The sequence below is a fragment of the Sphingosinicella rhizophila genome, from assembly GCF_032378825.1.
Classification (GTDB): domain Bacteria; phylum Pseudomonadota; class Alphaproteobacteria; order Sphingomonadales; family Sphingomonadaceae; genus Allosphingosinicella; species Allosphingosinicella rhizophila.
The window spans coordinates 292,485-316,874 of sequence record NZ_JAVUPU010000004.1 but is presented as its reverse complement, the minus strand read 5'-3'; the positions used below and the strand labels follow the sequence as shown (position 1 = coordinate 316,874).

The 24,390-nt window shown below is 64.8% G+C and carries 18 protein-coding genes, 1 tRNA gene and 1 pseudogene; 11 read left to right on the top strand and 9 right to left on the bottom strand.

Annotated features, from left to right (window positions below; translation table 11 throughout):
- Positions 1–52: 52 nt before the first annotated feature.
- Together RQX22_RS10070 and RQX22_RS10065 are read left to right on the top strand one after the other, a co-directional pair.
- Complete coding sequence (locus RQX22_RS10070) at positions 53–790, top strand: Crp/Fnr family transcriptional regulator (RefSeq protein ID WP_315726070.1); 738 nt, start codon at positions 53–55, stop codon at positions 788–790.
- 76 nt (positions 791–866) lie between these two features.
- Positions 867–1,130: a hypothetical protein gene (locus RQX22_RS10065; RefSeq protein ID WP_315726068.1), complete on the top strand. Its 264-nt coding sequence runs from the start codon at positions 867–869 to the stop codon at positions 1,128–1,130.
- Positions 1,131–1,433: 303 nt separating this feature from the next.
- Here RQX22_RS10065 and RQX22_RS10060 read toward each other — a convergent pair whose 3' ends face one another.
- Both RQX22_RS10060 and RQX22_RS19335 read right to left on the bottom strand, forming a co-directional pair.
- Positions 1,434–2,408, bottom strand: a complete 975-nt coding sequence (locus RQX22_RS10060; protein WP_315726066.1) for a sensor histidine kinase — start codon at positions 2,406–2,408, stop codon at positions 1,434–1,436.
- A 177-nt stretch (positions 2,409–2,585) separates the two neighbouring features.
- Positions 2,586–2,819 (bottom strand): annotated as a pseudogene (locus tag RQX22_RS19335) (response regulator); the annotation flags it as partial.
- A gap of 403 nt (positions 2,820–3,222) precedes the next feature.
- On the opposite strand from RQX22_RS19335, the gene RQX22_RS10055 reads away from it, so the two are divergent.
- Together RQX22_RS10055 and RQX22_RS10050 are read left to right on the top strand one after the other, a co-directional pair.
- Positions 3,223–3,645: a universal stress protein gene (locus RQX22_RS10055; protein WP_315726064.1), complete on the top strand. Its 423-nt coding sequence runs from the start codon at positions 3,223–3,225 to the stop codon at positions 3,643–3,645.
- 22 nt (positions 3,646–3,667) lie between these two features.
- Positions 3,668–6,136, top strand: a complete 2,469-nt coding sequence (locus tag RQX22_RS10050) for a cation-translocating P-type ATPase (protein WP_315726062.1) — start codon at positions 3,668–3,670, stop codon at positions 6,134–6,136.
- Positions 6,137–6,568: 432 nt separating this feature from the next.
- On the opposite strand, the gene RQX22_RS10045 is transcribed toward RQX22_RS10050, so the two are convergent.
- A tRNA-Thr gene (locus RQX22_RS10045) sits at positions 6,569–6,644 on the bottom strand.
- 182 nt (positions 6,645–6,826) lie between these two features.
- Between RQX22_RS10045 and RQX22_RS10040 the strand changes: the two genes are divergently transcribed.
- Together RQX22_RS10040 and RQX22_RS10035 are read left to right on the top strand one after the other, a co-directional pair.
- Complete coding sequence (locus RQX22_RS10040) at positions 6,827–8,113, top strand: PAS domain-containing protein (protein ID WP_315726060.1); 1,287 nt, start codon at positions 6,827–6,829, stop codon at positions 8,111–8,113.
- Positions 8,114–8,247: 134 nt separating this feature from the next.
- On the top strand, positions 8,248–12,912 hold the full coding sequence (locus RQX22_RS10035) for an NAD-glutamate dehydrogenase (protein ID WP_315726058.1): 4,665 nt from the start codon (positions 8,248–8,250) through the stop codon (positions 12,910–12,912).
- A 3-nt stretch (positions 12,913–12,915) separates the two neighbouring features.
- Here the strand turns inward: RQX22_RS10035 and RQX22_RS10030 are convergent, their stop codons facing one another.
- Genes RQX22_RS10030 through RQX22_RS10010 form a run of 5 tightly spaced genes read right to left on the bottom strand, consistent with a single transcriptional unit; the run spans position 12,916 to position 18,875 of the window.
- A complete protein-coding gene (locus RQX22_RS10030; protein WP_410001627.1) occupies positions 12,916–13,194 on the bottom strand; it encodes a ribbon-helix-helix domain-containing protein in 279 nt (92 codons plus the stop codon).
- A 4-nt stretch (positions 13,195–13,198) separates the two neighbouring features.
- A complete protein-coding gene (gene phbB, locus RQX22_RS10025; protein ID WP_315726054.1) occupies positions 13,199–13,921 on the bottom strand; it encodes an acetoacetyl-CoA reductase in 723 nt (240 codons plus the stop codon).
- 18 nt (positions 13,922–13,939) lie between these two features.
- On the bottom strand, positions 13,940–14,944 hold the full coding sequence (hemH, locus tag RQX22_RS10020; RefSeq protein WP_315726053.1) for a ferrochelatase: 1,005 nt from the start codon (positions 14,942–14,944) through the stop codon (positions 13,940–13,942).
- Positions 14,941–17,193, bottom strand: coding sequence for a xanthine dehydrogenase family protein molybdopterin-binding subunit (locus RQX22_RS10015; protein ID WP_315726052.1), 2,253 nt, complete (start codon positions 17,191–17,193; stop codon positions 14,941–14,943). The genes hemH and RQX22_RS10015 overlap by 4 nt, the downstream gene beginning before the upstream one ends.
- A complete protein-coding gene (locus RQX22_RS10010; protein ID WP_315726050.1) occupies positions 17,190–18,875 on the bottom strand; it encodes a class I adenylate-forming enzyme family protein in 1,686 nt (561 codons plus the stop codon). The genes RQX22_RS10015 and RQX22_RS10010 overlap by 4 nt, the downstream gene beginning before the upstream one ends.
- Positions 18,876–18,948: 73 nt before the next feature.
- On the opposite strand from RQX22_RS10010, the gene lgt reads away from it, so the two are divergent.
- The 5 genes from lgt to RQX22_RS09985 all read left to right on the top strand — a co-directional run bounded on the left by lgt (position 18,949) and on the right by RQX22_RS09985 (position 23,604).
- Positions 18,949–19,818 (top strand): prolipoprotein diacylglyceryl transferase, encoded by an 870-nt coding sequence (gene lgt / locus RQX22_RS10005; RefSeq protein WP_315726294.1) that lies wholly within the window; start codon positions 18,949–18,951, stop codon positions 19,816–19,818.
- 28 nt (positions 19,819–19,846) lie between these two features.
- Positions 19,847–20,857 carry a class I SAM-dependent methyltransferase gene (locus RQX22_RS10000; protein WP_315726048.1) on the top strand — a complete coding sequence of 337 codons (1,011 nt, stop codon included), beginning with the start codon at positions 19,847–19,849 and terminating at the stop codon, positions 20,855–20,857.
- Positions 20,854–21,378, top strand: coding sequence for a GNAT family N-acetyltransferase (locus RQX22_RS09995; protein WP_315726046.1), 525 nt, complete (start codon positions 20,854–20,856; stop codon positions 21,376–21,378). Before RQX22_RS10000 ends, RQX22_RS09995 begins: the two co-directional genes overlap by 4 nt.
- The gene (pgeF, locus tag RQX22_RS09990; protein ID WP_315726044.1) at positions 21,375–22,136 is read left to right on the top strand and encodes a peptidoglycan editing factor PgeF; all 762 of its coding nucleotides are present in this window, start codon (positions 21,375–21,377) and stop codon (positions 22,134–22,136) included. Before RQX22_RS09995 ends, pgeF begins: the two co-directional genes overlap by 4 nt.
- 145 nt (positions 22,137–22,281) lie before the next feature.
- Positions 22,282–23,604, top strand: coding sequence for a cystathionine gamma-synthase family protein (locus RQX22_RS09985; RefSeq protein ID WP_315726042.1), 1,323 nt, complete (start codon positions 22,282–22,284; stop codon positions 23,602–23,604).
- A 31-nt stretch (positions 23,605–23,635) separates the two neighbouring features.
- Here RQX22_RS09985 and RQX22_RS09980 read toward each other — a convergent pair whose 3' ends face one another.
- Positions 23,636–24,358, bottom strand: a complete 723-nt coding sequence (locus RQX22_RS09980) for an HAD family hydrolase (protein WP_315726040.1) — start codon at positions 24,356–24,358, stop codon at positions 23,636–23,638.
- Positions 24,359–24,390: the final 32 nt, after the last annotated feature.

The following is a 24,390-nucleotide window of genomic DNA, read 5'->3' as shown; positions in this document are numbered from 1 at the left end:
GTGAAAGCACAGCAAAGGCCGCTACATCCGCGCCGTCGGAGCAGGAGATCGCATGCACCCGGATTCACCACTGGCTCCCCTGGCCAACAAGCTGACGAAGTGGAGCACGCTTGGCCGGGCCGAGCTGGAGGCGGTGTACGCTTTGCCTTTTTCGTTCAAGCAGATCGCGCCCCATAAAATGATCGTCCGCGAGGGTGATCGTCCGACCCATTGCTGCCTGCTGGTGTCCGGCTTCTCCATCAGGCAGAAAATCGTCGCGCGCGGGGGGCGGCAGATCGTCAACGTCAATATTCCGGGCGACATGGTCGACCTTCAGAATTCATTGTTGAAGGTTGCCGATCACGACGTCGAGACCCTCACCGAAGTGTCGGCGGCTTTCATTCCCAGGGAAGCGATCGAGGATCTGGCTTTCGCGCGACCGCGGGTGGGAAAGGCGCTTTGGCTGGAAACCCTGGTCGATGGCTCCATCACGCGCGAATGGGCCGCGAATATCGGACGCAGGAATGCCAAGACCCGGGTGGCCCATCTCCTGTGCGAATTCGCTATGCGCCTGGATTCGGCGGGGCTCGGGGAACAGTGCAATTACGAACTGCCCATGACCCAGGAACAGATAGCCGACGCGACCGGATTGACCTCGGTGCATGTGAATCGCACCTTGCGGGCGCTCGACGCGGACGGCCTGACGCAGCGGCACAAACGGTCCGTGGTCATTACCGACTGGAAGCGCATGGCGAAGATCGCCGACTTCCACCCGAACTATCTTCACCTCGGGGCGGATTCTCCGCTTTGATCCCGCCGGCCGGTCCTTGAAGGAACGGGACACGCGATCGGTTGTTGCTTCCGTGCATTGCATGGGAGTCAGAACGATGAGCCACGAAAACGAACCAGGAGCGGGCAATCAAGGACAGCGGGCGGCTTTTGACCGGAAGACTGGAGAGGTTCACGGCAGCGGCTCTGGCGCGGGCGGCGAAAATCCCGGCGAGGATTATGATAGCGACGTGCAAGCCGGCGGCGGACGGCGCACCACTCCGCACGAGGACAATGAGGCGCCAGGCGGTCTGCGGCTGGAAGACCTGAATGATCGCCCGAGCGTGAGTAAGGCCGAGCCCACGGATTATCTGAACCCGTGAATTGGAATAGCCAAGGTGCGGCCGCGATACACCGGCTACGCGTTCAGAACCTTGAGGATAAAAAAGGGAGCGCCGCAGACCGGGGGAGGTGGCTCGGCGCTCCAGGAGTCTGATGCTTGGCCAAAAGGGCGCTAAGCGGTCGCGAGCCTGTAGGCGATGATCATGGAAGGCAGCGAGATCAGGAACGTGCCCAACATGAAATTGACGATCTTGATGTGTGATGGTCTGCTTTTCATATCTCGCCAACGCGCGATAGCCCTCGTCGGGCCCAAGCGAGGCGGCTGTTGAGCATCAGGCTCGCCATCATGGGGCGCGAACAACCGATACCTTTGTGCCGGGGTGCCGGTCCGTCACTTTGACTGTGGCATCAAGTTGCCTGGCGAGAGCTTCGACGATGCCCGTCCCCAATCCAGGCTTGGCGTCATCTTCCACTGACATTCCGCTGCCGTCGTCTTCGACTGTCAGGGTCCAACCCCCGTCATTCGTCAGGTAGCCGACGTTGATCTTCCCCTTCTGGTTCCGGCCGGGGAAGGCATGTTTCAACGAATTGATGACTAATTCGGTGACGATCAGACCAAGGCTTACGGACACATTGGCCGTGGTTACGGTGTCGTCGGCCTTGGAAACCAAGGAGACCCGATCCGGATCGTCGATCATCGACGCGCCGATGCTGGCGCACAGTTCCTTCAGATATTTTCTCAGCTCGACCTTGTCCGTGCTCCTGATAGCCAGCTGCTTTTGGAGTGTGGCGATCGACATGACTCTATGATGTGCATTGTGAAGATGTGTTCGGGTCTCTTCGGACTGCACGCGACGGGCACTTTGCATCAGCACGCTTGCAATGATCTGGAGGCTGTTGGCCACTCGATGCTGGAGCTCCTGCAGCAGAATCTGGTTTCTTTGAAGCAGATCGTCCTTCAACTTCTCCGCCAAGCGGGCGGATGTAATGTCCGTGACTGCGAGCACGATTCGGGGATTCTCTTCGTCGCCATAATCAAGCTTGTGGGCATTGAGCAGGAGACAGGAAGAATCCTCGCCTTCGCGAACGAGATCCATTTCATAGGCATCGATGGCCGCCGCTCCGCCAAGAGTAGCTTCGAGCAATGAATTCAACTGGGGCACGTCCCATTCGCCCGCGCCCAAGTTTGCAAGCTTGGTGCCTTCGACTGTGGCGGGGTCAATGCCGAACTCGCAGCAGAACGAACTGCTGGCGGCGATTACGGTGAGGTCTTCGGCAAGCAGGAGCAAGGGAGCATTGGATGACGCAATCAGAGCCATGCCTAGGGCGGTTGATGTGACGGGAACAGATTTGAGGGCGGATGGCATCAACTTTGCCTTTGAGAGGGTGCAAGAGCCAATCTGACGGGCCCTCATCACTGCTTGGTCGGAAAAGGGTTTCACCACCATCAGGTGCTGAGGCATCCGGCTTACCACTTCGCTGGGGCTTCCGATAACAAATATTGTAGGGATTGGCGGACCGCTGCAGATCGCGTTGACAGATTCTATGCCGCAACCCGGCCTTAACTGAACGTCGGCGGTGATGAGGTCGGGGCACCTGGGTTGAGCTGCCGTAATAGCTTCCTCGCTTGACTTTGCTAAGGAGAAGGAGGTGAAGCCACAGTCTCTGAGGATTGCCTCGATCGACATCGCTATCAGCGACTCATCTTCAATTATTAGTGGGTGCAACATGGTTCTCCGCTGAGCGGAGTACGACGTCTCTCCAGCACCGGAGCTCAAGGGCATGACCGGTGATACACACTGACAGTCTCGTCCGCACTTGGTTGCGCCGCGCATGTGAGCGCGGAGCCATTATCCTGAAGCCGACTCGAGATATACGCCCTGATGGGCGGCTGACCGCAACATTAGCTGCAACAGCCGGAGCGGCAGATCCTGGACTCGAATTCTACCCGATGGACCGGTGGTGGAAAGGGTTTGCATCGCCAAGCGCCTATTCCTCCTCAGGCGACGAGGTTAGGATCGCTTCCTGCTCTGGTCGTTAAGGGAATTTCCGGATACGCCCCTGTGGATGGCTCTGCGAGAAATCCTTGTGGCGCGCTGGCACGGAGCCAAACGACCTTTCAGGGGACGATAATTGTACTCCAGTATCCTTGTCCCCGTCGACCTGGAGGAGCCCAGTTCCTGGTCGAAAGCGGTGCCGACAGCGGTCGCGCTGGCACTATGCTTCAAGGCTCGGGTGACCTTGGCGACCGTTGTCGAGGACAAGGCGGCCGCGCGGGAGGTGCAATGGTCAGCGATCGGATATCGGGAGCTTCTGTCCACCGCGAGCGCCCGCCTGGGCCTGCTTGCCGAAGAATTGCGCAGCGAGACACAGCTGGAAACCAGGGTCGGCACTGGCAGCATCGGCGGCGGGATCCTCGACCTGGCGCAGCAGGTCGAGGCTGACCTGATCGTCCTCGCCTCGCGTCGCCCCGAGATGCGGGACTGGCTGATCGGGGCGAACGCCTCGCGCGTCGTGCGCCACGCCCGCTGTTCCGTGCTGGTGGTGCGGGAGTGAAAGCGTCCGCAAGACTCGTCTCGTGAAGCGAGATGTCCCGGCCGATCGGGAGCATTTGCTCGCGATGGGGGCTGATGTGGGTCTCTCAGAGACCGAGGTGTCCACATTCGGGCAGCGCTTCGGGAATAACCTGATCGCCGAGCACGTGCCTCGGTCGCGCACGGCGACCGTCCGAGACGCAGTAGGCGATCCGATGCTCTGGTTCCTGCTGCTGACGAGCGGCCTGTTCGGCCTCCTCGGCCAATATACGGATGCGGCGGTGCTGCTGGCCGCGATCGCGCCGCTGCTGGCAATGGATTTCTATCTCCACCGGCGAACCCAGGCGTCGATCGAGGGGCTCAGCAGTGCGCTGGCCGAAGAGGCCACCGTCGTGCGTGACGGCGTTCGGCGCCGGATCGCCGCCGACCAGGTCGTGGCCGGCGATCTCGCGATCGTTTCACCCGGCGAGTCCTTTCCGGCTGATGGCATCGTCCTGTTTGGGGCTGGTCTTCAAGCCGAGGAGTCCTCGCTCACGGGCGAAGCCTTTCCGGTCGCGAAAAGCGCATATTCCAGGCGGGCGCCACCACCCGAAGCGGCGTGGGTCTTTGCCGGCACTCGTCTGCTGACGGGAACGGCGCACGTGCGGATTCTGCTGGTTGGCGGCGACACCCTTTACGGCGAAGTCGTACGCTCCGTCGTCCAGGGCCCGCAAGGCCGAACGCCGCTCCAGGATGCTGTCGGGCGGCTTGTGAAGATCCTGCTAGTCGCGGCACTCATAATCTGCCTCCTGCTTGCCGGAGTCCGGCTGTCGCAGGGGTTCGGATGGGCCGACGCCTTCCTGAGCGCTGCCACGCTCGCCGTCGCGGCGATCCCCGAGGAGTTTCCGGTCGTCCTCACCTTCTTTCTCGGAGTCGGCGTTTACCGGCTGGCCCGGCGCAAGGCGTTGGTTCGCCGCGCCGTCGCCGTCGAGAGTATCGGGCGCGCATCGGCGATCTGCAGCGATAAGACGGGGACCATCACCGAAGGAAGGCTTACATTCAGCGACGCGGTGCCCGCCACAGGCGTCGAAAAGGGGTGGCTGATGAAGGTCGCTGCCCTTGCTGCCCGTGGCGATTCCGGCGATCCACTCGACTCGGCGATCCTCGAGCGGGCACCCTCGGCAGAGGTCGGTTGGGCCCGGGTGCGTCTCTTCCCATTCACCGAGGGACGACGGCGGGAGACCGCCGTCTGGGCAAGGCCGGGCGAGCCGATGCTGGCCTCGGTCAAGGGCGCCGCCGAAACGATCCTCGACCTGTGCGAAATGGGGCCGCAGGAACGGGACCGCTGGCTGGAGACGGTGCGCGCGCTGTCGGGTCAGGGTAAGAAGGTCCTCGGCTGCGGCTGGCTCCTCTCAGAGGCAAAGCCATCATCGGAACCGAACGAGGGTTTCCAGTTCGCCGGGCTAATCGCGGTCACTGATCCGATACGAACGGGCGTCCAGGAAGCAATGGCCGAGGCGCGGCGGGCGGGCATCCAGATCGTCATGGTAACAGGCGACCATCTCGACACGGCTGCGGCGATCGCCAGGGAGGCCGCGCTGGCGGACGATCCCTTGCCGATTTCGGGCGACCGCCTCGAAGCAGCGCTAGCGGATATGGGGAAGGACGAGTTGCGGCAACTCACCGTCGTGGCCCGTGCCACGCCCGCCCAGAAGGTGCTGGTCGTGCAGGCCTTGCAACGCGCGGGGCGCATTGTCGTGGTGACCGGCGACGGGGTCAATGACGCGCCGGCCTTGCGCGCTGCGGACGTCGGCATTGCGATGGGCCTTCGCGGGACGCGCAGCGCTCGGGAAGTCAGTCAGATCGTGCTCATGGACGACAATTTCAGCACGATCGTCGCGGCAATCGCGGAAGGCCGGCAGATCTTCCAGAATCTCCGTATGAGCTTCGCCTTCCTGCTGATGGTTCACATTCCGCTGGTCGCGACCGCTGCGATCATTCCCCTGCTGGGCTTTCCGCTGCTCTATCTTCCGGTCCACATCGTCTGGCTTGAGCTTCTCATCCACCCCGCCGCGATATTGGGCTTTCAAAAGCCCGCAGACGGCAGGCTCGCGACGCGAAGATCAGACCCGGCCGGCTTTTTCCTCGCGTTTGAGTGGATGACGATCGTCGCGACCGGCATGGCCATCGCGATGGCGATTCTCGCCATTTTCGTCCTTACCGTGCACGGGGGGGAAACCCCAGAACATGCGCGCTCGATGGCCCTCGTCACGCTCGTCGTTTCACTTGCGATCCTGCTCCTCTCGCTGAGTCGCGGGAGCACTTGGGCGGCGTATCTAGTGGCGCTCTGCGCCATCGCTTCGGCGCTCGCTTTCACCAGGGTGGAGGCGTTGTCGGCGCTCATGCATTTGCACGCACTCCCGACGACAGACGGGCTGATCGCCTTCACAGCTGGCCTGATCCCGGCGCTGGGCGCTATGGTCATGCACCGGAGGGCCCGCCAAGCAACGGAGGCTCCGACGTCGTCAGACTGAGTTGCACCCGGCTTTGTGGGCATCAGGTGAAAGCTCTTACCCGCGTTACGTTTAGGCAGCAGCGTGTCATGAACTTCTCAGGGCCGGTCTTTAACGGTTGAGCCGGATGAACACCTCCTGAAAGCTCACAACCAGGGATTGGGGGCAATCATGAACCTTGGGCGGCGAGGATCATATGAACCTGAACGTCCGCACTCAGCGCGGCAGCAATTTGCTGCTCGCGACGTGGCAGGTTGGGAGCGGCAACAGCGCAAAATGCGTGTTTGAAACACTCGTCTGGGATGGTTCGAAGTTTGCGAGGGTAGACGGATATCCAAAGCAGGTCGAAGGCGAATGTCGGATTCCTGGTGACCAGTAGACTCTTGGAGATCGATTGATGACTTCTGGAAAGGCCTTTCGGCTGGGCATGTTGGAATTCCGTTCGGAAAGGAATGGTGCCGCTTAGGTGACTCGAACACCTGACCCCATCATTACGAATGATGTGCTCTACCAGCTGAGCTAAAGCGGCCTATCCGAAGGAGGCCGCGCCTTATCAGCGGCTATGGCGGATGACAAGCGACGTGGTGCGGATGCCGCTCGCGGATCGGCGCATGCAGGGGATTCCTGGCAACGCAACCAAAGGCTTAACGCTTTCTCAACCATGCCGGGTGCATGTCCATGCGACGAATGACAGACGCAAGGACAGCGTGAATGGACAATGTGCGGGCCTTTGAGGACGAGGCCGACTTCGGCGCGCCGCGCGACGAGGAAGCGGTCATCGAGGCGCCGCCCGAAATCGGCATCGACGAGCGGCGCATGCACGTCCGCGCCTATAATTATTGGGTGTCGCTGCTCGAAGGCCGGCCCTATCCGCTGATCGTCGATCTCGAACCGCACAATATCGATGATTTCGGACCGAACAGCGTCCTGCTCGATTTCTCGACCGACAGCGACGATCCCACGGTGGCCTTCATCGGCCGCGCCCTGCGCGAGGAATGCGGCCTGGCCGGCAACATCATCCGCATCAGCCAGGTGCCGAGCCGGTCGCTTCTGTCCCGTCTCACCGATCATTATCTCCAGATCATCGCCAACCGCGCGCCGATCGGCTTCGAAGCCGAATTCGTCGGCCAGCGCGGGGCCAACACCATGTATCGCGGCATCCTGATGCCTTTCTCCTCCACCGGCGAGACGATCGACTTCATCTACGGCGTCATCAACTGGAAGGAACTGGTCGATACGGACACGGCGAGCGAGATTGGCCGGCAGGTCGATCGCGCCCTGGCCGCCACCCCGGCGCCCGGGGCCGGCCTCGTCTGGGCCGATGGACCCAATGCCGAGACGCTGCCGGTGCCCGAGGACAATCAGGACGAACCCGAGCTCGACCTCGCCGATTACATCCTGGACGCGGATGCCGGACTCGCCGATCGCCTGGTCGCCGCACGCGACGGCGCCGAGGCCGCGAAGGGCGTCGAATTGCGCAGCCGCGCCGCTTTGTACCGGGCGCTCGGCCTGGCTTATGATTTCGCTCTCGCCGCCGAGGCCGAGGCGGAGGATTATGCGGAATTGCTCGAGGATGCCGGTCTGAAGCCGCAGGCCCGCGCGCCGATGACGCCGATCGTCAAGCTGGTCTTCGGCGCCGATTACGACAAGACGCGTCTCACCGAATATGCCGCCGCTCTGTCCTGGGCCAACCGCCAGGCGCTGCCGATGGGCAGCCTGCGCGCCTGCCTCGAAAGTTTCGAAGGGGGCCTGAAGGGCATGGTCGCGGCCGAACGCCGCGCGCGCCGCCCGGAGCAGGCCCCTGATAAGGCGGAGGCCGCGCGAAGCCGGCTTCGCAACGCCGACACGCTGGCGCGGCTCGACATCGGCGTGGATGCGGGCGAGGGCGAGTTCGTTCTCCTTATCGCCAGGAACGAAGGCGCCGCCGGCCTGGCTGTGGTCGCGCCGGTGGCGGATCGGGCGCTCGTGGAACGGGCGATTCGGCAGGCCGGGCGCTGAACCCTTTTCGGCGTGAGCGGACACGGTTCCGCAACGAAAATAAAGCCGTGACACGGCTTGCCCCGGTCGCGGCACGACGCATATAGCGCCCCGACAAGCCGACGGCGCCGTCCGCCGTCCGCGCGGGAGCCGACATGACAGACGCGGACAGCATGGGGGCGGACGAAAAGGCCGCCGACGCGCGGATCATCGAGGCGTTGGGCAATGCCCTCGTCGATGGCGCAGTTCCCGGCGAGATCGCCGATTTCACCGATGAGGACAGGATCGAGGCGGCAACCTTCCTCGCCACCTGCGCGGCGCGCCGGCCGCCCGGCACGGCATTGGTGCGGCTCGAATCCCTGGGAGGTGCAGTCGGCCAGCGGCGAATGCGGATCGGCATCGTCAATGACGACATGCCCTTCCTAGTCGATTCCGTCGCCAATGCGCTTGCGGCCCGCGGCCTGACGGTTCGCCGGCTGCTTCATCCGGTGCTGTGCGTCCGGCGCGGCGAGCATGACAGACTGGTGTCGGTGCAGCCGCTTTGCGACGAGCCGGAACGGCGCGAATCGATGATGTATCTAGAGGTCGACCGGGAGGATGCCCGGGGCCGCCGCGATATCGTCACCGAGCTTCACCGCGTTCTCGCCGACGTCCGCGCGGCGGTGTCGGACTGGCGCGCGCTGCAGGCCAGGATGCGCGACGATGCTGCCCGGCTCGGCAATGAAGAAGGTGCGGCGCTGCTGCATTGGTTCGCCGAGGGCGCGATGACCTTGCTCGGCTATCAGGTCGAACGGCCGGGCCAGGGGCCTTCCCAAATGCTCGGCCTGTTCAGGCTGCCCGCCGAAGAAACCGACGAAGGCGATTGTTCGACCGCTATCGCCTATTTCCGGGACGGCGGCACCATACCCCTTATCGCCAAGGCAGACCGGAAATCGACGGTGCACCGCCGCGTCCCCCTCGATCTCGTCGTCCTGCCCGTGCGGGAAGGGGACGAGATTGTCGGCATCGGCGTTCATGCCGGCCTGTGGACCAGCCAGGCGCTGACCGTTCCGGTCGAGGAGGTGCCCGTCCTCCGGCGCCGGCTGACCGAGCTGGAAGAGGAATTCGGCTTCGATCCGAGGGGCCATTCCGGCAAGGCGCTGAGGCACGCCATCACGTCCTTGCCGCGCGATCTGATGGTCAATCTGTCGCGCGTCGCGGTCAAGGAATTGGTGGTGACGGCGATGTCGCTCGCCGATCGTCCGCGGCCGACGCTCGTGCTGGTCCGATCCGTGCTCCAGGGTCATCTGTTCGCCTTCGTCTGGCTGCCGCGCGACGACCTGACGACGCGTCGCCGCATCGCCATCGGCACGTTGCTGGAACAGGCGGCGGGCGGGCCGATCTCGAGCTGGTCGGTGGAGCTGGGCGATGGCGACCTCGCCCTGATACGCTACACGCTTCATGTCGATCCGGCGGCGCCCACGCCCGATGTGGCCGCACTCGACCGCCAGCTCGACGAAATGGTCCGCGGCTGGGAGCCGGCGGTGGAGGAAGCGCTCGGCGAGATCGTCGGTCCGGCGCGCGCGACGCGTCTTGCGCTCGGCTATCTCGGCGATTTTCCCGAATCCTATCGACTCCGCACCGGACCGCGCGAAGCCGCCCGGGACATTTTGCGAATCTGCGAGCTCGAAGGCGCGGGGCAGCGCGATGCGCGTCTCTATCGCGAGGAGGAGGACGGTCCCTCCCGCCTGCGGCTGAAAACCTATCGGCTGGCCGGCATCATCCCGCTTTCCGACGCCGTGCCGGTGTTCGAGAATTTCGGCTTTCGCGTGCTCGAGGAAGTGCCGTCGGCGCTCGACGAGGGACGGCTTGGCTATATCCACGATTTCGTGCTCGAAATGCAGGGCGGCGGCGATGCGAGCGAGGTGCTGGAGCGGGCCGAGCTGATCGAAGATGCGATCGCCGCGGTGCTGGAGGGGCGTTCGGAGAATGACGCCTTCAATCAACTGCTCGTCGCCGCGGCGCTGCAGCCGCGGGACGTGGTGCTGTTCCGCGCCTGGTTCCGCTATCTCCGCCAGACCGGCCTCCCCTACAGCCTTCTGACCGTGGTCGAGGCGCTGCGCCGCGCGCCGGCCGTGACGCAGGGCCTGATCGCATGGTTCGACGCCCAGCACGATCCGGACGCGGCGGACAAGCGCGAGCAGAAAGTCGCGGCGGCGAAGGCGGCCATCAGCGCCAGTCTCGCCAATGTCGCGGCGATCGACGAAGATCGTATCCTTCGACTGCTGGGCGGCGTGATCGGGGCGACGCTGCGCACCAATGCTTTCGCACCCGGCCGGGAGGCGCTGGCCTTCAAGCTCGACAGCGCGCTCGTGCCCGGCCTGCCGGCGCCGGTGCCGTGGCGGGAAATCTGGATCTACAGTCCCAGGGTCGAAGGCATCCACCTGCGCGGCGGCCCGGTCGCGCGCGGGGGGCTCAGATGGTCGGACCGGCGTGACGATTTCCGCACCGAGGTTCTCGGTCTCATGAAGGCGCAGGTGGTGAAGAATGCCGTCATCGTGCCGACCGGCGCCAAGGGCGGCTTCTATCCCAAGCAGCTGCCGCCGGTCTCCGATCGCGATGCCTGGCTTGCGGAAGGCACCGAGGCTTATCGCATCTTCATCCGCTCCTTGCTCTCGGTCACCGACAATATCGTCGAGGGCCGGATCGTCCATCCCCAGGGTATGGCGATCCATGACGGCGACGATCCCTATTTCGTCGTCGCGGCCGACAAGGGCACGGCAAGCTTTTCCGACATCGCCAATGAAATCGCTCTCTCCCGCGACTTCTGGCTAGGCGATGCCTTCGCCAGTGGCGGCAGCCAGGGTTATGACCACAAGGCGATGGGGATCACCGCGCGCGGCGCCTGGATTTCGGTGCAGCGCCATTTTCTTGAAATGGGCGTCGACGTCCAGACGCAGCCGATCCGCGTGGCCGGCTGCGGCGACATGTCCGGCGACGTCTTCGGCAACGGCATGCTGCTGTCGAAGGCGATCAAGCTCGTCGCCGCCTTCGATCATCGGCACATCTTTCTCGATCCCGATCCCGACCCGGCGAAGAGTTGGGAAGAACGGGATCGTCTTTTCCAGCTGCCCCGCTCCAGCTGGGACGATTATGATCGCTCGGTTCTGTCGAAGGGCGGCGGCATCTTCCCGCGCAGCCAGAAATCGATCCCGCTGACCGCGGAAATGCGGGCCTTGCTGGAAATCGACGCGGAGGAGATCGGGCCGGCGGCGTTGATCGGCGCAATCCTCAAATCGCCGGTCGACCTGTTCTGGTTTGGCGGCATCGGCACCTACATAAAGGCCAGGAGCGAAAGCAATGGCGAGGTCGGCGATCCTGCCAATGATGCGATACGGGTGAACGGGGCCGATATTCGCGCGAAGGCGATCGGCGAAGGCGCCAACCTGGCCGTCACCCAGGCGGGCCGGATCGAATATTCGCAGGCCGGGGGCCGCATCAACACCGATTTCATCGACAATTCGGCCGGTGTCGATTGTTCGGACAATGAAGTGAACATCAAGATCCCGCTCAATCGGGAAATGGTGGAAGGGCGGCTGGCGCTGGACGACCGCAACCGGCTGTTGGCCGAAATGACCGAAGAGGTCGCTGCGATCGTGCTGGAGGACAACAGGCTTCAGACTCTCGCGCTTTCCGTCGCCGAACAGGGGGGCGCGGGCGCCTTGCCCTCGCTGGTGCGGGTGATCGAGATTCTGGAGGAAGGCGGGCGGCTCAACCGTGCGGTGGAAGGGCTGGCCAGCAACGAAGAGCTGATGCGCCGTGCCCAGGAAAATCGCGGCCTCACCCGTCCGGAACTGGCGGTCCTTCTCTCCACGTCCAAGATGGAGCTGCAGTCGGCGCTCGAGGCCGGCAGGATCACCGAGGATCCGACGCTGACGCCGGAATTGTGCAATGCCTTTCCGAAGATCATGCAGGAAAAGCATGGCGATGCCATTCTGCAGCACCGGCTGCGCCGGGAAATCATCGCCACCAAGATAGCCAACCGTTTCGTCAACCGGCTGGGAATCATGGCGCCTTTCGCCCTGGCCGAGGAAGAGGGAGCCTCGCTCGGACAGGTGGCGGCGGCTTTCGTCGCGGCCGAGCGGCTGTTCGGCATGGAGGCGCTCTGGGAGCAGATGGAGACCGCCGCCATTCCCGAACAGCTCCGGCTCACCTTGTTCCACCAGACGTCCGAAGCGCTGCAGCTCCATATCGCCGACATCCTGCGGAGCACGTCGGCGACGACCAAGCTCACCGAGATGGTCGACAATCTGGCGCCCGGTCTCGCGAAGCTGGACGCCGTGGTTTCCGGCCTGCTGCGTCAGCAGGTGGCGAGCGAATCGGCGTCGCGGCGGGATCGGCTGGTCGAACTCGGCACGCCTCCGGAGATCGTGCAGCAGATCATTCGCCTGTTCGAACTCAATGGCGGCATCGGCATCGCCGCCTTGGGCAAGAGGCTCGGCGTGGACGTCATCGCCCTCACCGACGCCTATACCAAGCTCGGTGAAGCGCTCGGCGTGGATTGGGCACAAGGCGCCGCGAACCGCTTCGAAGCGCGCGACCAGTGGGAGCGCCTTTTGACCGCCGGCCTCGCCCGCGACTTCGAACAGCTCCGGCTCGATTTCCTGGAGCGGCTGAAGAGCCCGGATCCAAAAGCCGGGGTCGACCAGTGGGTGAAGGAGCAGGGACCGCGAATCGACCAGTTCCGCCGCCTCGTCGAGCGGGCGCGCACAGCCCCGGTCACGACATCGCCGATGCTCGCCCAGATCGCCACCCAGGCGCGGGTGCTATTGGCGCGTTGAGTCTCAGCCTGTTTCGTTGGGCGGGCCTTCCGGCGCGTTCTCGCCCGTCGCCTCCTTTGCCTGGTCGAACAGCCACAGGCGGATCGCGCTTCCGAGATTGGGGGGGTGAGGCGCCTGGATCCGGTCGGCGTCGATGCGGGCGACAAGGGCGTTCACCGGCAGCCTCTCCGCCTCGGCGGCGGCGCGAAGCGCATCCCAGAAAACGGGCTCCAGGCTGATCGACGTGGCGTGGCCGGCGATCATCATCGACCGTTTCACCGGGCCCTGGAACAAGTCGGTCACGTCACTAATACATGTGCTGGCCGCCATTGATGGACAGGGTCGATCCGGTGACGAAGCCGGCATCGTCCGAACAGAGGAAGAGCACGCCGCGCGCGATCTCCTCCGCCTTGCCGAGCCTCCCGACCGGGATGCGCGAGACGATCTTGCCGAGCACGTCTTCCGGCACCGCAGCCACCATTTCCGTATCGATATAGCCGGGGGCGATGGCGTTGACGGTAACGCCGGCACGCGCGCCCTCTTGCGCCAGCGCCTTGGTGAAGCCGTGAATGCCCGATTTGGCGGCGGCATAATTGACCTGGCCATATTGGCCGGCCTGGCCGTTGATCGATCCGATATTGATGATACGGCCGAACCTGCGGGCCTGCATGCCCTCGAACACCGCCTGTGCCATGTTGAAGCACCCGCCCAGATTGACGTCGATCACCTCGTCCCACATCGATCGCGACATGCGCTTCATCGTCGCGTCGCGGGTGATGCCGGCATTGTTGACGAGGATGTCGACCGGACCCAGCTCGCTTTCGATCCGTTCGACTCCGGCGACGCAGGCGTCGAAGTCGCTGACGTCCCATTTGTAGGATTTGATGCCGGTGCGGGCCGTGAAGTCGCGCGCCTTCTCCTCATTGCCGGCATAATTGGCGGCGACCAGAATCCCGGCATCCTTGAGCGCGACGCTGATCGCCTCGCCTATGCCGCGGCTGCCACCGGTTACGACTGCGACACGTGCCATTGTCCATCTCTCCTGTTTTTACTTGCCTAACCAACCTTCAAGCTCGCGACCAACAATATTGCGCAGCATTTCGATCCCCGGGACGCCGTCATTGAGGCAGGGCAGATAAGCGAAATGCGTGCCGCCCGCGTCCAGGAAGGTCTTACGCCCGCGTATGGCGAGTTCCTCCAGCGTTTCGAGGCAATCCGCCGAAAATCCGGGGGCGACGATGGCGATCCTGGTCACGCTCTTGCCGGCAAGACCGGCGAGCACGTCCTCGGTGGCGGGGCCGAGCCATCGCGCCCGCCCGAAGCGGGACTGGAAGGCGACCGTCAGTTCGCGGCCCAATGTCTCGCCCAGCAGGCGCGCCGTCTTCTGGCAATGGCAATGATAAGGGTCGCCGAGCCGCAGCGTCCGTTCCGGCATGCCGTGGAAGCTCGCGACGATGGCCTGCGGGTTGAAATCGAGCGCGGCCAGGTCTTCCTCGATCTGCGCCTTCAGCGCGGCGATATAGGCGGGATCGTCATGATAAGGCGGCAATGTCCTCACGGCGGGCTGCCAGCGCAGACCGGCGAGATGCCGAAAGGCCTCGTCATTGGCGGTCGCGGTCGTCGCCGCGCAATATTGGGGATAAAGCGGCGCCAGCAAAATGCGGTCGCAGCCTTGCTCGCGCAGCGCGTCGATCCGTTCGGCGATGGCCGGCCGCCCATAGCGCATGGCGTGGTCGACGATCACCTGTTCGCCGAACGACCCCGCCAGCGCTTCCGCCTGGCGCCGGGTGATCGCCGCCAGAGGCGAGCCCTGGTCCGTCCAGACCTGGCGATAGGCATGGGCCGATTTGCGCGGCCGGCTGTTGAGGATGATGGCGCGCAGGATCGGCTGCCAGACGAGTCGTGGGATCTCGATCACCCGGGGATCGGACAGGAATTGCTTCAGATAGACACGCACCGCTCCCCGCTCGGGACGATCGGGCGTACCGAGGTTGATCAGCAGCAGCCCGATCTTTGGCGCCGCCACGGGCGGATGGTCGTCCGGCGGCCTCATGCGCCGCTTCCCACCACGAGCGGCAGCGAGCGGAGACGCGCGCCGCTGACGGCATGGAAGGCGTTGGCGATAGCCGGCGCGGCGGCCGGAACGGCAAGTTCGGTGACGCCGCCAGGCGGCTCGTCGCTGGGGATGAGCTCGACCATGACCTCGGGAGACCCGGCGAGCGTAAGCAGGCCGAGCCCAGCGAAACCGCGCACGTCGGGCCGCCCGCCCTCGAAGGAGATGGGATTGCCGACTGCCGCCGAAATGCCGAACATGATGCCGCCCTCGATCTGCTGGCGGACGATGTCGGGATTGACGACACGTCCGCAATCGACGGCGGCGACCGCTCGGCGCACGCGGATCCGCTGCGACCGGCTCACTTCTATCTCCACCAGCAGGGCCATGTGGGAACCAAACCCGCTATGGGCGGCGATGCCCATCGTGCTGCCGTCGCCGCCGCCGTCCCATCCGCCCAAGGCGGCGGCGGTGGAAAGGCAGCGCGCGAGCCGCGGATTGTCCCCCAGCATCTGCATCCGGAAGGACAGCGGTTCGACCCCCGCCTGCCTTGCCAGCTCGTCGATGAAGCTTTCCATGAAGAAGACCGTGTAGCTCCGCGATCCGGAGCGCCAGGCGCCGGTGCGGATCCCGATTTCGACGGGTAGGTGATCCACGGCGACGGCTGGGATCGCATAAGGGGGTATTGCGCCGTCGGCTCCGTCCCTCTCCACCATCAGCGCCTGCCCGCCGCCCAGCCGGGCGCCCAGTCCGGGCGCGACCGCCGGTGCCGTGATTCGGGCCTGCCAGGCAAGGATGAAGCCGCCTTCGCCGAGGCGCGCGCTGAGCACGGCCCGGGCCGGCGGGCGGAACGTGTCCTGCACCGTTTCCTCGATCCGCGACCAGACCAGCTGCACCGGCCTTTTCGCCCGTACCGCCATCTCCGCCACCTGTACGATCGCGTCCATCTCCAGCTTGCGGCCATAGCCTCCGCCGATCAATGTGGGATAGATGGTGACCTGCGCCTCAGGCAGGCCCGATACGTGGGCGGCCGCCGCCCGGGCGAGGCCTGGCGCCTGGGTCGGCGCATAGACTTCCAGACGGTCGCCCTGAAGGCGCGCCGTCGCCGTCAGCGGCTCGATCGGCGCATTGGCGGCGACGCCCGCCGAATAATGGGCGCGAAGCACATTGCCTTCCGCATAGACCGCGCCGACATCGCCCCGGTTGAAGATCCGGCTGCCTTCGTCCTTGTCGAGCGCTTCCGCCAGCGCTTCCTCGATGCGTGCATCATCGGGGCCTTCGCCCCTCATCTCGAACACCGGCTTCATCGCCTCGAGCCCGCGATTGGCCGCCCACCAATTGGTGGCGATGGCCGCCGCCCAGCGCGGATTTTCGAAGACGCCGACCACGCCGGGAATGGCTTGGGCGGCCTTGCGGTCCACCTCGACCAGACGGGCGTCCGGCGTGGGCGCGGAACGGGACGAGGCATAGACCATGTCCGGCATCCTGATGTCGCCGGCAAACAATGCTGTGCCGTCGACCTTGGAGGGCACGTCCAGCCTTGGCAGCTCCTGGCCGACGAGCCGTCCTTCGGCGCCGCCGCGAACCGGCAGATATTCGGGGAGGTCCTGCTGGGCCGCTTCAGCGGCCAACTCCGCGAAGCTGAGCTTTTCTGAACCGTTCAGGACGAAACCCTGGGCCGTGTCCAGCACCTCCCAATCGACGTTCCACCGCTTGGCGGCGGCTTTGGAAAGCAAAGCTCGCGCCGCGGCGCCCGCCTCCCGCATCACCGGCTCGAAGGCCCGGATCGACGTCGACCCGCCGGTCAGCATCAGCGCGTTGCGGGTCGCATTTTCTCCTGCGGTCCATCGGCCGACACCTTCGAGGGCATCGGGCCATTGGCGGGCGGCACGCTCCTCGGCGATGAAACGGTTGGCGTAGAGCGGACTGATCGGCGCGGGCTCGACCGATATCGTCCGCCAGTCGGCGCCCAGTTCGTCGGCGAGGATCTGCGGAAGGCTGGTCCACACGCCCTGCCCGATCTCAGCCTGCGGGACGACCACCACCACGCGGCCATCGTCGGCGATCTTCAGGAAGGCGTTGAAGATCTGCTCGCCCGGTCCCGCCCGTAAATTGGGCTGGTAGCTGCGCGGCCAGATGGCGAAGGCGATCAGCAGCCCGACCCCGGCACCGCCCCCGATCAGCAGCGTGCGACGGCTGATGCCTTTTTCCCCGCCGGTATCGGATATTGTCTTCCGCAGACGATTCAAGCGGATGCGTCCAATTCGCGCCTGTAGCGCTCGCGCAAGGTTATGCGGTCGATCTTGCCGGTGCCGAGCTTCGGCAAGGGCGCGTCCTGAAACCAGATATAAGCCGGCAACTTGAATGCCGCCAGCCGCGCGCCCAGGAAGTCGAGCAATCCTTCCATGGTAAGGCCGCTATCCCTCTCGCTGTAGACCACGGCGGCGGGCACTTCCCCGAGGCGCTCGTCCGCGACGCCGAAAACCGACGCTTCCGAAATGGATGGATGGGCATAAAGCGATGCTTCCACCTCCTGGGACGAAATATTCTCGCCGCCGCGGATGATGATGTCCTTCAGCCGATCGACGATGAACAGATAATCGTCCTCGTCGAGATAGCCGACATCGCCGGTCCGGAAGAAGCCGTCGGCGGTGAAGGCGGCGGCCGTCGCCGCCGGATCGCGCCAATAACCCTTGATGTTGGCGGCCGATCGTATCCCGATCTCGCCGCGCTCGCCGTGGGGGAGGTGCACGTCGCCTGGGCCCAATATCGCCAGTTCGACGATCGGCCGCTGAGGCCGCCCGGTGGAGGATGGCTTGTCGGCATAATTGGACCAGAAATTGCTGCAGCCGACGGCGTTGGTCTCGGTGAGGCCATAGCCCAAGGCGGGTTGGGCCGTGCCGAAACTCTCCCTCAGGCGGCCGACATGGCTGACCGGACGCGGCGCGCCGCCGGCGGCGATGTCGGTCAGCGAGGACAGATCATATTTCGTCCGGTCGGGATGCTGCATCAACTCCAGGCTCATCGTCGGGACGCCGACGAAATAGGTGATCTTCTCCTTTTCGATCAGCCTCAGCGCTTCGCCGGCATCCCATTTCGACATCAGCACCATTCCCCGGCCGATCACGAAACTGTTGAGAAGGACGGGTATTTCGCCGGTGACGTGAAACAGCGGCACATTGACCAAAGTCTTGGGCGGGTTGGCCGGTGGGCGGCCCTCGCTTTCGAGGATGCCGAGCAGGGTGATCAGCCCGACGGCATAGGCATAGACCCCGGTCGTGACGGCGCGATGCGTCGATAGCGCGCCTTTGGCGGCGCCGGTCGAGCCCGAAGTGAAGAGGATGGTCGCATCGTCTTCCGGCGCGACGTCGGGCAGGACGGCGTCGCCGCTCCGCGCCAGCAGCGGCGCGAGCGCTTCGTCCAGATGCCTGTCGACCGGCAGCACCACGGGCGCGGGTCCCAGGCCGGTGGCCTCCAATTTCTTCGCCCGGCTCACATCGGCGATCACGAGCTTGGGATCGGCCAGTCTGAGCGCATGATCGAGCTCGTGCGGCTGCCACCAGCCGTTGATCAGAGTGGCGACGCCGCCGGCTTTCAGCACCGCCATATAGGTGACGATCCAGGCTGGAGCATTGCGCATGGCGATCGCGACCCGATCCCCCTTGCCGATCCCGAAGCCGCCGACAAGCGCCTTGGCGACCCGCGTGGCGTGGCCGCCCAGGTCGGCGAAGGTCAGCCGCTCGTCCTCCGCGACGATGGCGGTGGTTTCGGCGTGGAGCATGCAGAAGGCGTCGAACAGCAAGGGCAAGGTGGCGGGCAGGTTGGTCACGATCGCGCGCCCTTGCGGGTCGGTGCCGAATTGGACCCGCCCTTCGGGGCCGGTCGCCGCCGCCAGTACCGCGTCGAACTTGCGATCCAGCTCGCTGGGCATCGCCTTTCTCCTGCCTCTTTCCGTTTGTTCCTACCGCTTCTATGAGGGCGCGAAGCCGTTGGGGGAAGCCTTGATCCTACTCACATCACTGGCAATCGATGCTTCCAACGCGATCCGTTGGGAAAATCTGGGCATCAAGCCCGCGATCGATCTCGGCTTCTTCGAATTGCGATGGTATTCGCTGGCCTATCTCGCCGGCATCCTCGTCGGCTGGTGGTACCTGCTGAGGTTGATCGGACAGCCGGGGGCGCCGATGGCGCGCCGTCATGCGGACGATATGGTCTTCTATGCCACTTTAGGGATCATACTGGGCGGCCGGCTGGGTTACGTCCTCTTCTACCGGCCCCTTTTCTACCTCGAGAATCCGCTGGAGATTCTGCAGCTTTGGGATGGCGGCATGTCCTTCCACGGCGGCGTGATCGGCGTCAGTCTCGGCATCGTCTACATGGCGCGCAAGCATGGCCTGCAATGGCTCCGCATCCACGATTATGTCGCCTGCTGCGTCCCCTTCGGCTTGTTCTTCGGCCGCCTTGCCAATTTCGTGAACGGCGAGCTGTGGGGACGGGCGACCGACGTGCCGTGGGCGGTGGTGTTCCCGGCCGGCGGCGAAGTGGCGCGCCATCCGAGCCAGCTGTACGAGGCGGGGCTGGAAGGGATCATATTGTTTGCGGTGCTCTGGTTCCTGTTCTGGAAGACGGAGGCCCGCTACCAGCCCGGCAAGCTCGTCGGCACCTTCCTCCTCGGCTACGGCTTCAGCCGTTTCGTGGTCGAATTCTATCGCGAGGCGGATGCGCAATTGATGGAATTCGCCCGCATGACCCATCTCCACATGGGCCAGTGGCTGTCGCTGCCGATGATCCTGGGCGGTCTCTATCTGATCGCCACCGCCAAAGGCCGGAGGCACAGGGTCGAACCGGTCGCCGGCAGTGAAAGCGTCGCCTGAAATATCCCTCTCCGATCGTCTGAGCCGCATGATCGCCATCAGCGGCCCGATCAGCGTGGCCGATTATATGGCGGAGGCGAATGCGCATTATTATGGCACCCGCGATCCTCTTGGGCGCGATGGCGATTTCATCACCGCACCGGAAATAAGCCAGATGTTCGGCGAACTGGCGGGGGTGTGGCTTGCCGATCTCTGGCTGCGGGCCGGCCGGCCTGCCGCGCATTATGTCGAGCTCGGCCCCGGGCGCGGCACGCTCGCGGTGGACGCGCTTCGCGCAATGGCGGCCGCCGGCCTGCAACCGCCGATCGAATTGGTCGAGACCAGCCCGGTGTTGCGCAAGGCCCAGTCGGGCCGTCTGCCGCATGCGCGCTGGCATGACGGCGTCGGATCGCTGCCGGATGGCGGCCCTTTGCTCGTCCTGGCCAATGAGTTTTTCGACGCCCTGCCCGTCCGGCAATTCGTTGCGACCGATGACGGGTGGCGCGAACGCATGATGGTCCGAGACGGTGGAGGCTTCGCGCCCGATGTCGGCCCGGTGGTCGACATCGGGGAGATCCCGGATCATCTCCGCGGCGCTCCGGCGGGAACGATATTCGAATCGTCGCCAGCCGCCTTGGCAGCCGTCCGCGAAGTCGCGCGGCGCGTGGCAGCACAGGGCGGAGCCATATTGGTTTTCGATTACGGCCCGGCGTCCACTTCCGCGGGAGAGACGCTGCAAGCGGTCGCCAAACATGCTTATGCCGATCCGTGGCAGGCGCCGGGCGAGCGCGATCTTACCGCCCATGTCGATTTCGAACGCCTCGGGGGGGCGGCAGCCGAGGCTGGGGTGAAGATATATCGGACCCGCCAACAGGGAGAATGGCTGAAGACCATGGGAATCGAGGCGAGGGCCGCAGCGCTCAGCGAACATTCTCCGGCGCGGGCGGCGGAATTCAATCGCGCCGTGGCTCGATTGACGGCAGCAGATCAGATGGGTGCATTGTTCAAGGCTGCGGCTTTTCTCGCCCCCGGCTGGCCGGAACCGGCGGGCTTCGCATGAGCGCCATCACCTATCGGCAGGCCGGACCGGACGACGCCGCCCGCCTGGCGGAACTCGGCCGCCGGACCTTCATCGACACGTTCGGCCATCTCTATGCGCCTGAGGATCTTGCCGCTTTCCTCGAAGTCCATTCGGCGGAAAGCTGGCGGGAGCAGCTTGGCGACGGCACGCTTTCGACCTGCCTGGCCGAGGCCGACGGGGCGGCGGTCGCTTATGCCAAGGTCGGGCCGCCCAGCCTGCCTTTCCAGCCGCGTGGTCCTTCGGTGGAACTGCGCCAGCTTTATGTGCTGAAGCAATGGCACGGCGCCGGTGTCGCCGCCGCCCTGATGGACTGGGCGATCGCGGAAGCGCGGACGAGGGGCGGCGAGGATCTCTATCTGTCGGTCTTTATCGACAATCATCGTGCGCGGCGCTTCTACGAGCGTTATGGTTTCGAGGAGGTTGGCCTCTATCCGTTCAAGGTCGGCAATCATTATGACGACGATCGCATCATGCGACTCTCGCTGAAGGATCGGACATGAACGTGGACGTCATTCGCGCGGACCAGCTGGCGTCGTTGCCGCACGGCTTCCTCGGCCGCAGGGGGGGCGTCTCCACCGGCGTCTGCGCCGGCCTGAATGTCGGCTTCGGCTCCGGCGACGACCGGGATTCGATCCGGGAGAACCGGGCACGCGCCGTCGCGGCGATCGCTCCGGGTGCCCGGCTGGCGACGCTGCACCAGATCCATTCCCCGAACGTCATCGCCGTCACCGATCCTTCGTCCGACGAATCGCGACCCCAGGCCGACGGCATGGCGACGGACCGGCCCGGACTCGCGCTCGGCATCCTGACCGCCGATTGCACGCCGGTCCTGTTCGCCGATGCGAAGGCCGGAATCATCGGCGCGGCGCATGCGGGCTGGAAGGGTGCGCTGGGCGGCGTGACCGACGCCACGATCGCGCAAATGGAAAGGCTGGGTGCAGATCGCACCGAGATCGTCGCCGCCGTTGGTCCCTGCATCGCCCGCAAATCCTATGAGGTGGATGAAGGCTTTTTCCGCCGCTTCGCCGAAAATGATCCCGCCAACGAACGCTTCTTGACCAGCGGCCGCGACGGCCATTACCAGTTCGATCTGGAAGGCTATGTGGTGTGGCGGCTCGCCGCGGCCGGCATCCGGGCCGTCGAGGCGCTGGGACTGGACACCTATTCGGACGCCGACCGCTTCTTCAGTTATCGCCGCGCCACCCATTGCGGGGAGCCCGATTATGGACGGCAGATATCGATGATCGCTCTTCCCTAGGGAGCATGATCAATTGAGGGGAAGCGATTCGTGCTTCCGCCGATGACGTGAATCGGCTCCCTTCAATGCCTGGACCGGTGCTGGCGGATCGTCTGGCCGGCCAAGGAGTTGATATAATAGGGTCGCGCCAGCAGGAGCCATTGCCATGAAGGACGAAGCCGATCTCAGCGGGGCCGCGCCTCGGCGCCGGCCCAGGCCCGACGTCACGGAAGTGGGCGGCCGCCGGCTTCGGCCCGCCACCTTGATGATGGGACATGGTTTCGATCCCGCCCTTTCCGAAGGTTCGTTGAAGCCGCCCATCTTCCTGACCTCGACCTTCGTCTTCGAAAATGCGGCCGCCGGCAAACGCCATTTCGAAGGTGTGACCGGCCGCCGGCCGGGGGGTGCCGAAGGGCTCGTCTATTCGCGCTTCAACGGCCCCAACCAGGAGATTGCGGAGCACCGCCTCAGCGTCTGGGAAGATGCGGAGGAAGCCTTGATCTTCTCCAGCGGCATGTCGGCCATCGCCACCTTGTTGCTCACCTTCGTCCAGCCCGGCGACGTCATCGTCCATTCCGGGCCGCTTTATGCCGCAACCGAGACCTTGATCGGCCGCATCCTGGGCCGGTTCGGCGTCCAATGGCTCGACTTTCCCGCCGGCGCCACGCCGGAGCAGATCGAAGAGGTCATCGCCCGGGCCAAGTCCATGGGCCGCGTGTCGCTCATCTATCTCGAAAGCCCCGCCAATCCGACCAACGCCTTGGTCGACGTGGAGGCGGTAGCGGCAGTCCGCAATGCCCTGTTCGGCGATGCCCCATCGGATGAAGGGCGTCCGCCGATCGCCATCGACAATACGTTCTTGGGGCCGCTCTGGTCGAAGCCGCTCGATCATGGCGCGGATCTCTCCATCTATTCGCTCACCAAATATGCGGGCGGACATAGCGATCTCGTCGCCGGCGGCGTCGTCGGCGCCAAGGCGCTGGTCGATCCCATCAGGATGATGCGCAACACGATCGGCACGATCACCGATCCGCATTCCGCCTGGATGCTGCTGCGCAGCCTGGAAACGCTGGAACTGCGGATGAGCCGCGCTGGCGAGAATGCGGAAAAGGTCTGCAACTGGCTGCGCGACCGCCCCCAGGTGGAGACGGTCGGCTATCTCGGCTTCCTGACCGAAGGGCGGCAGGCCGACATCTATCGTCGTCATTGCACCGGCGCCGGCTCCACCTTCTCGCTCTATCTGAAGGGCGGCGAGAAGGAGGCCTTCGCCTTTCTCGACGCCCTGAAGATCGCCCATCTCGCGGTCAGCCTCGGCGGCACCGAGACCTTGGCGAGCGCGCCAGCGGCAATGACCCATTTGTCGGTCCCGGACGATCGCAAGCAGGCGCTCGGCATCACCGACAATCTCGTCCGCATCTCGATTGGCGTCGAGGACCCCGATGATCTGATCGCCGATTTCGACCAGGCTTTGGCGGCGATCGGGAAATAGCCCGCCCGCTCGCCCGCGGCTATGAGCGGGATCAGGCCTTTGTGGCTCCGGCAGTGGCGAGGGGAGAGTCCGGGTCTTCACGGCTCCAGTCGTGGATCTCCCAGCCTTCCACGCGGGCCAGCCGCACCAGGCGATCGTGGGCGTTGGCGGCGACGGCTTCGTCCGACCAATGATGGACGGGCGCATCCGACACATGATCGGAATAGAAGCGGATATGCACCGCCTCCCGGGTCAGTCCTTCCTTGTCGAGCCAGGCCCGGATCATCGCCAGCTTTCCATCGCCATAGCAATTGACGCCGTCGATGCGAGCGAGGATCCGGCCTTCCGCGTCGATGCGGGTCTCGGTGGCGATGACGTCCTTGAAGCCGAGCCGCTCCGCGATCGCGGCCGCATAGATGCGGTAGGAGGCGGTCGCCATCACCAGCCGGCGGCCCGCCGCGCGATCATTGGCGATGCTGCGCCGCGCGCCGGGCATGATGTTGGTGGCGACCTGATCTTTGGCGAAGCTCGCGATCACCGGTTCCAGCCGTTCGGGCGCGATGCCGTTCCCGACCAGCAGGATATAGTTGATCTCCTTCAGGCGGCTGCGCTCGATCAGCTTCAGGCCGTAAGCCAGGGTGGTCAGCAGGACAGCCGGCAGCAGCAAAAGCCGCCAGGGCGCGAGCCGGAGCGCGGCGTGAATCAGAAATGGCGTGTAGGTGGCGCGCCGGGTGATCGTCCTGTCCATGTCGTAAATGGCGAGCGCGGCTTTCATGCGGCGAGGCAAGCACGGCATAGGCTATTTGT

Coding starts and splice junctions, on each gene's coding strand:
- RQX22_RS10040 (WP_315726060.1), top strand. CDS start 6,827: ATGGACAATGTGCGGGCCTTTGAGGACGAGGCCGACTTCGGCGCGCCG.
- RQX22_RS10065 (WP_315726068.1), top strand. CDS start 867: ATGAGCCACGAAAACGAACCAGGAGCGGGCAATCAAGGACAGCGGGCG.
- RQX22_RS09985 (WP_315726042.1), top strand. CDS start 22,282: ATGAAGGACGAAGCCGATCTCAGCGGGGCCGCGCCTCGGCGCCGGCCC.
- phbB (WP_315726054.1), bottom strand. CDS start 13,921: ATGGCACGTGTCGCAGTCGTAACCGGTGGCAGCCGCGGCATAGGCGAG.
- RQX22_RS09980 (WP_315726040.1), bottom strand. CDS start 24,358: ATGAAAGCCGCGCTCGCCATTTACGACATGGACAGGACGATCACCCGG.
- RQX22_RS10000 (WP_315726048.1), top strand. CDS start 19,847: ATGATCGCCATCAGCGGCCCGATCAGCGTGGCCGATTATATGGCGGAG.
- RQX22_RS10060 (WP_315726066.1), bottom strand. CDS start 2,408: ATGGCTCTGATTGCGTCATCCAATGCTCCCTTGCTCCTGCTTGCCGAA.
- hemH (WP_315726053.1), bottom strand. CDS start 14,944: ATGAGGCCGCCGGACGACCATCCGCCCGTGGCGGCGCCAAAGATCGGG.
- RQX22_RS10035 (WP_315726058.1), top strand. CDS start 8,248: ATGACAGACGCGGACAGCATGGGGGCGGACGAAAAGGCCGCCGACGCG.
- pgeF (WP_315726044.1), top strand. CDS start 21,375: ATGAACGTGGACGTCATTCGCGCGGACCAGCTGGCGTCGTTGCCGCAC.
- RQX22_RS09995 (WP_315726046.1), top strand. CDS start 20,854: ATGAGCGCCATCACCTATCGGCAGGCCGGACCGGACGACGCCGCCCGC.
- RQX22_RS10070 (WP_315726070.1), top strand. CDS start 53: ATGCACCCGGATTCACCACTGGCTCCCCTGGCCAACAAGCTGACGAAG.
- RQX22_RS10010 (WP_315726050.1), bottom strand. CDS start 18,875: ATGCCCAGCGAGCTGGATCGCAAGTTCGACGCGGTACTGGCGGCGGCG.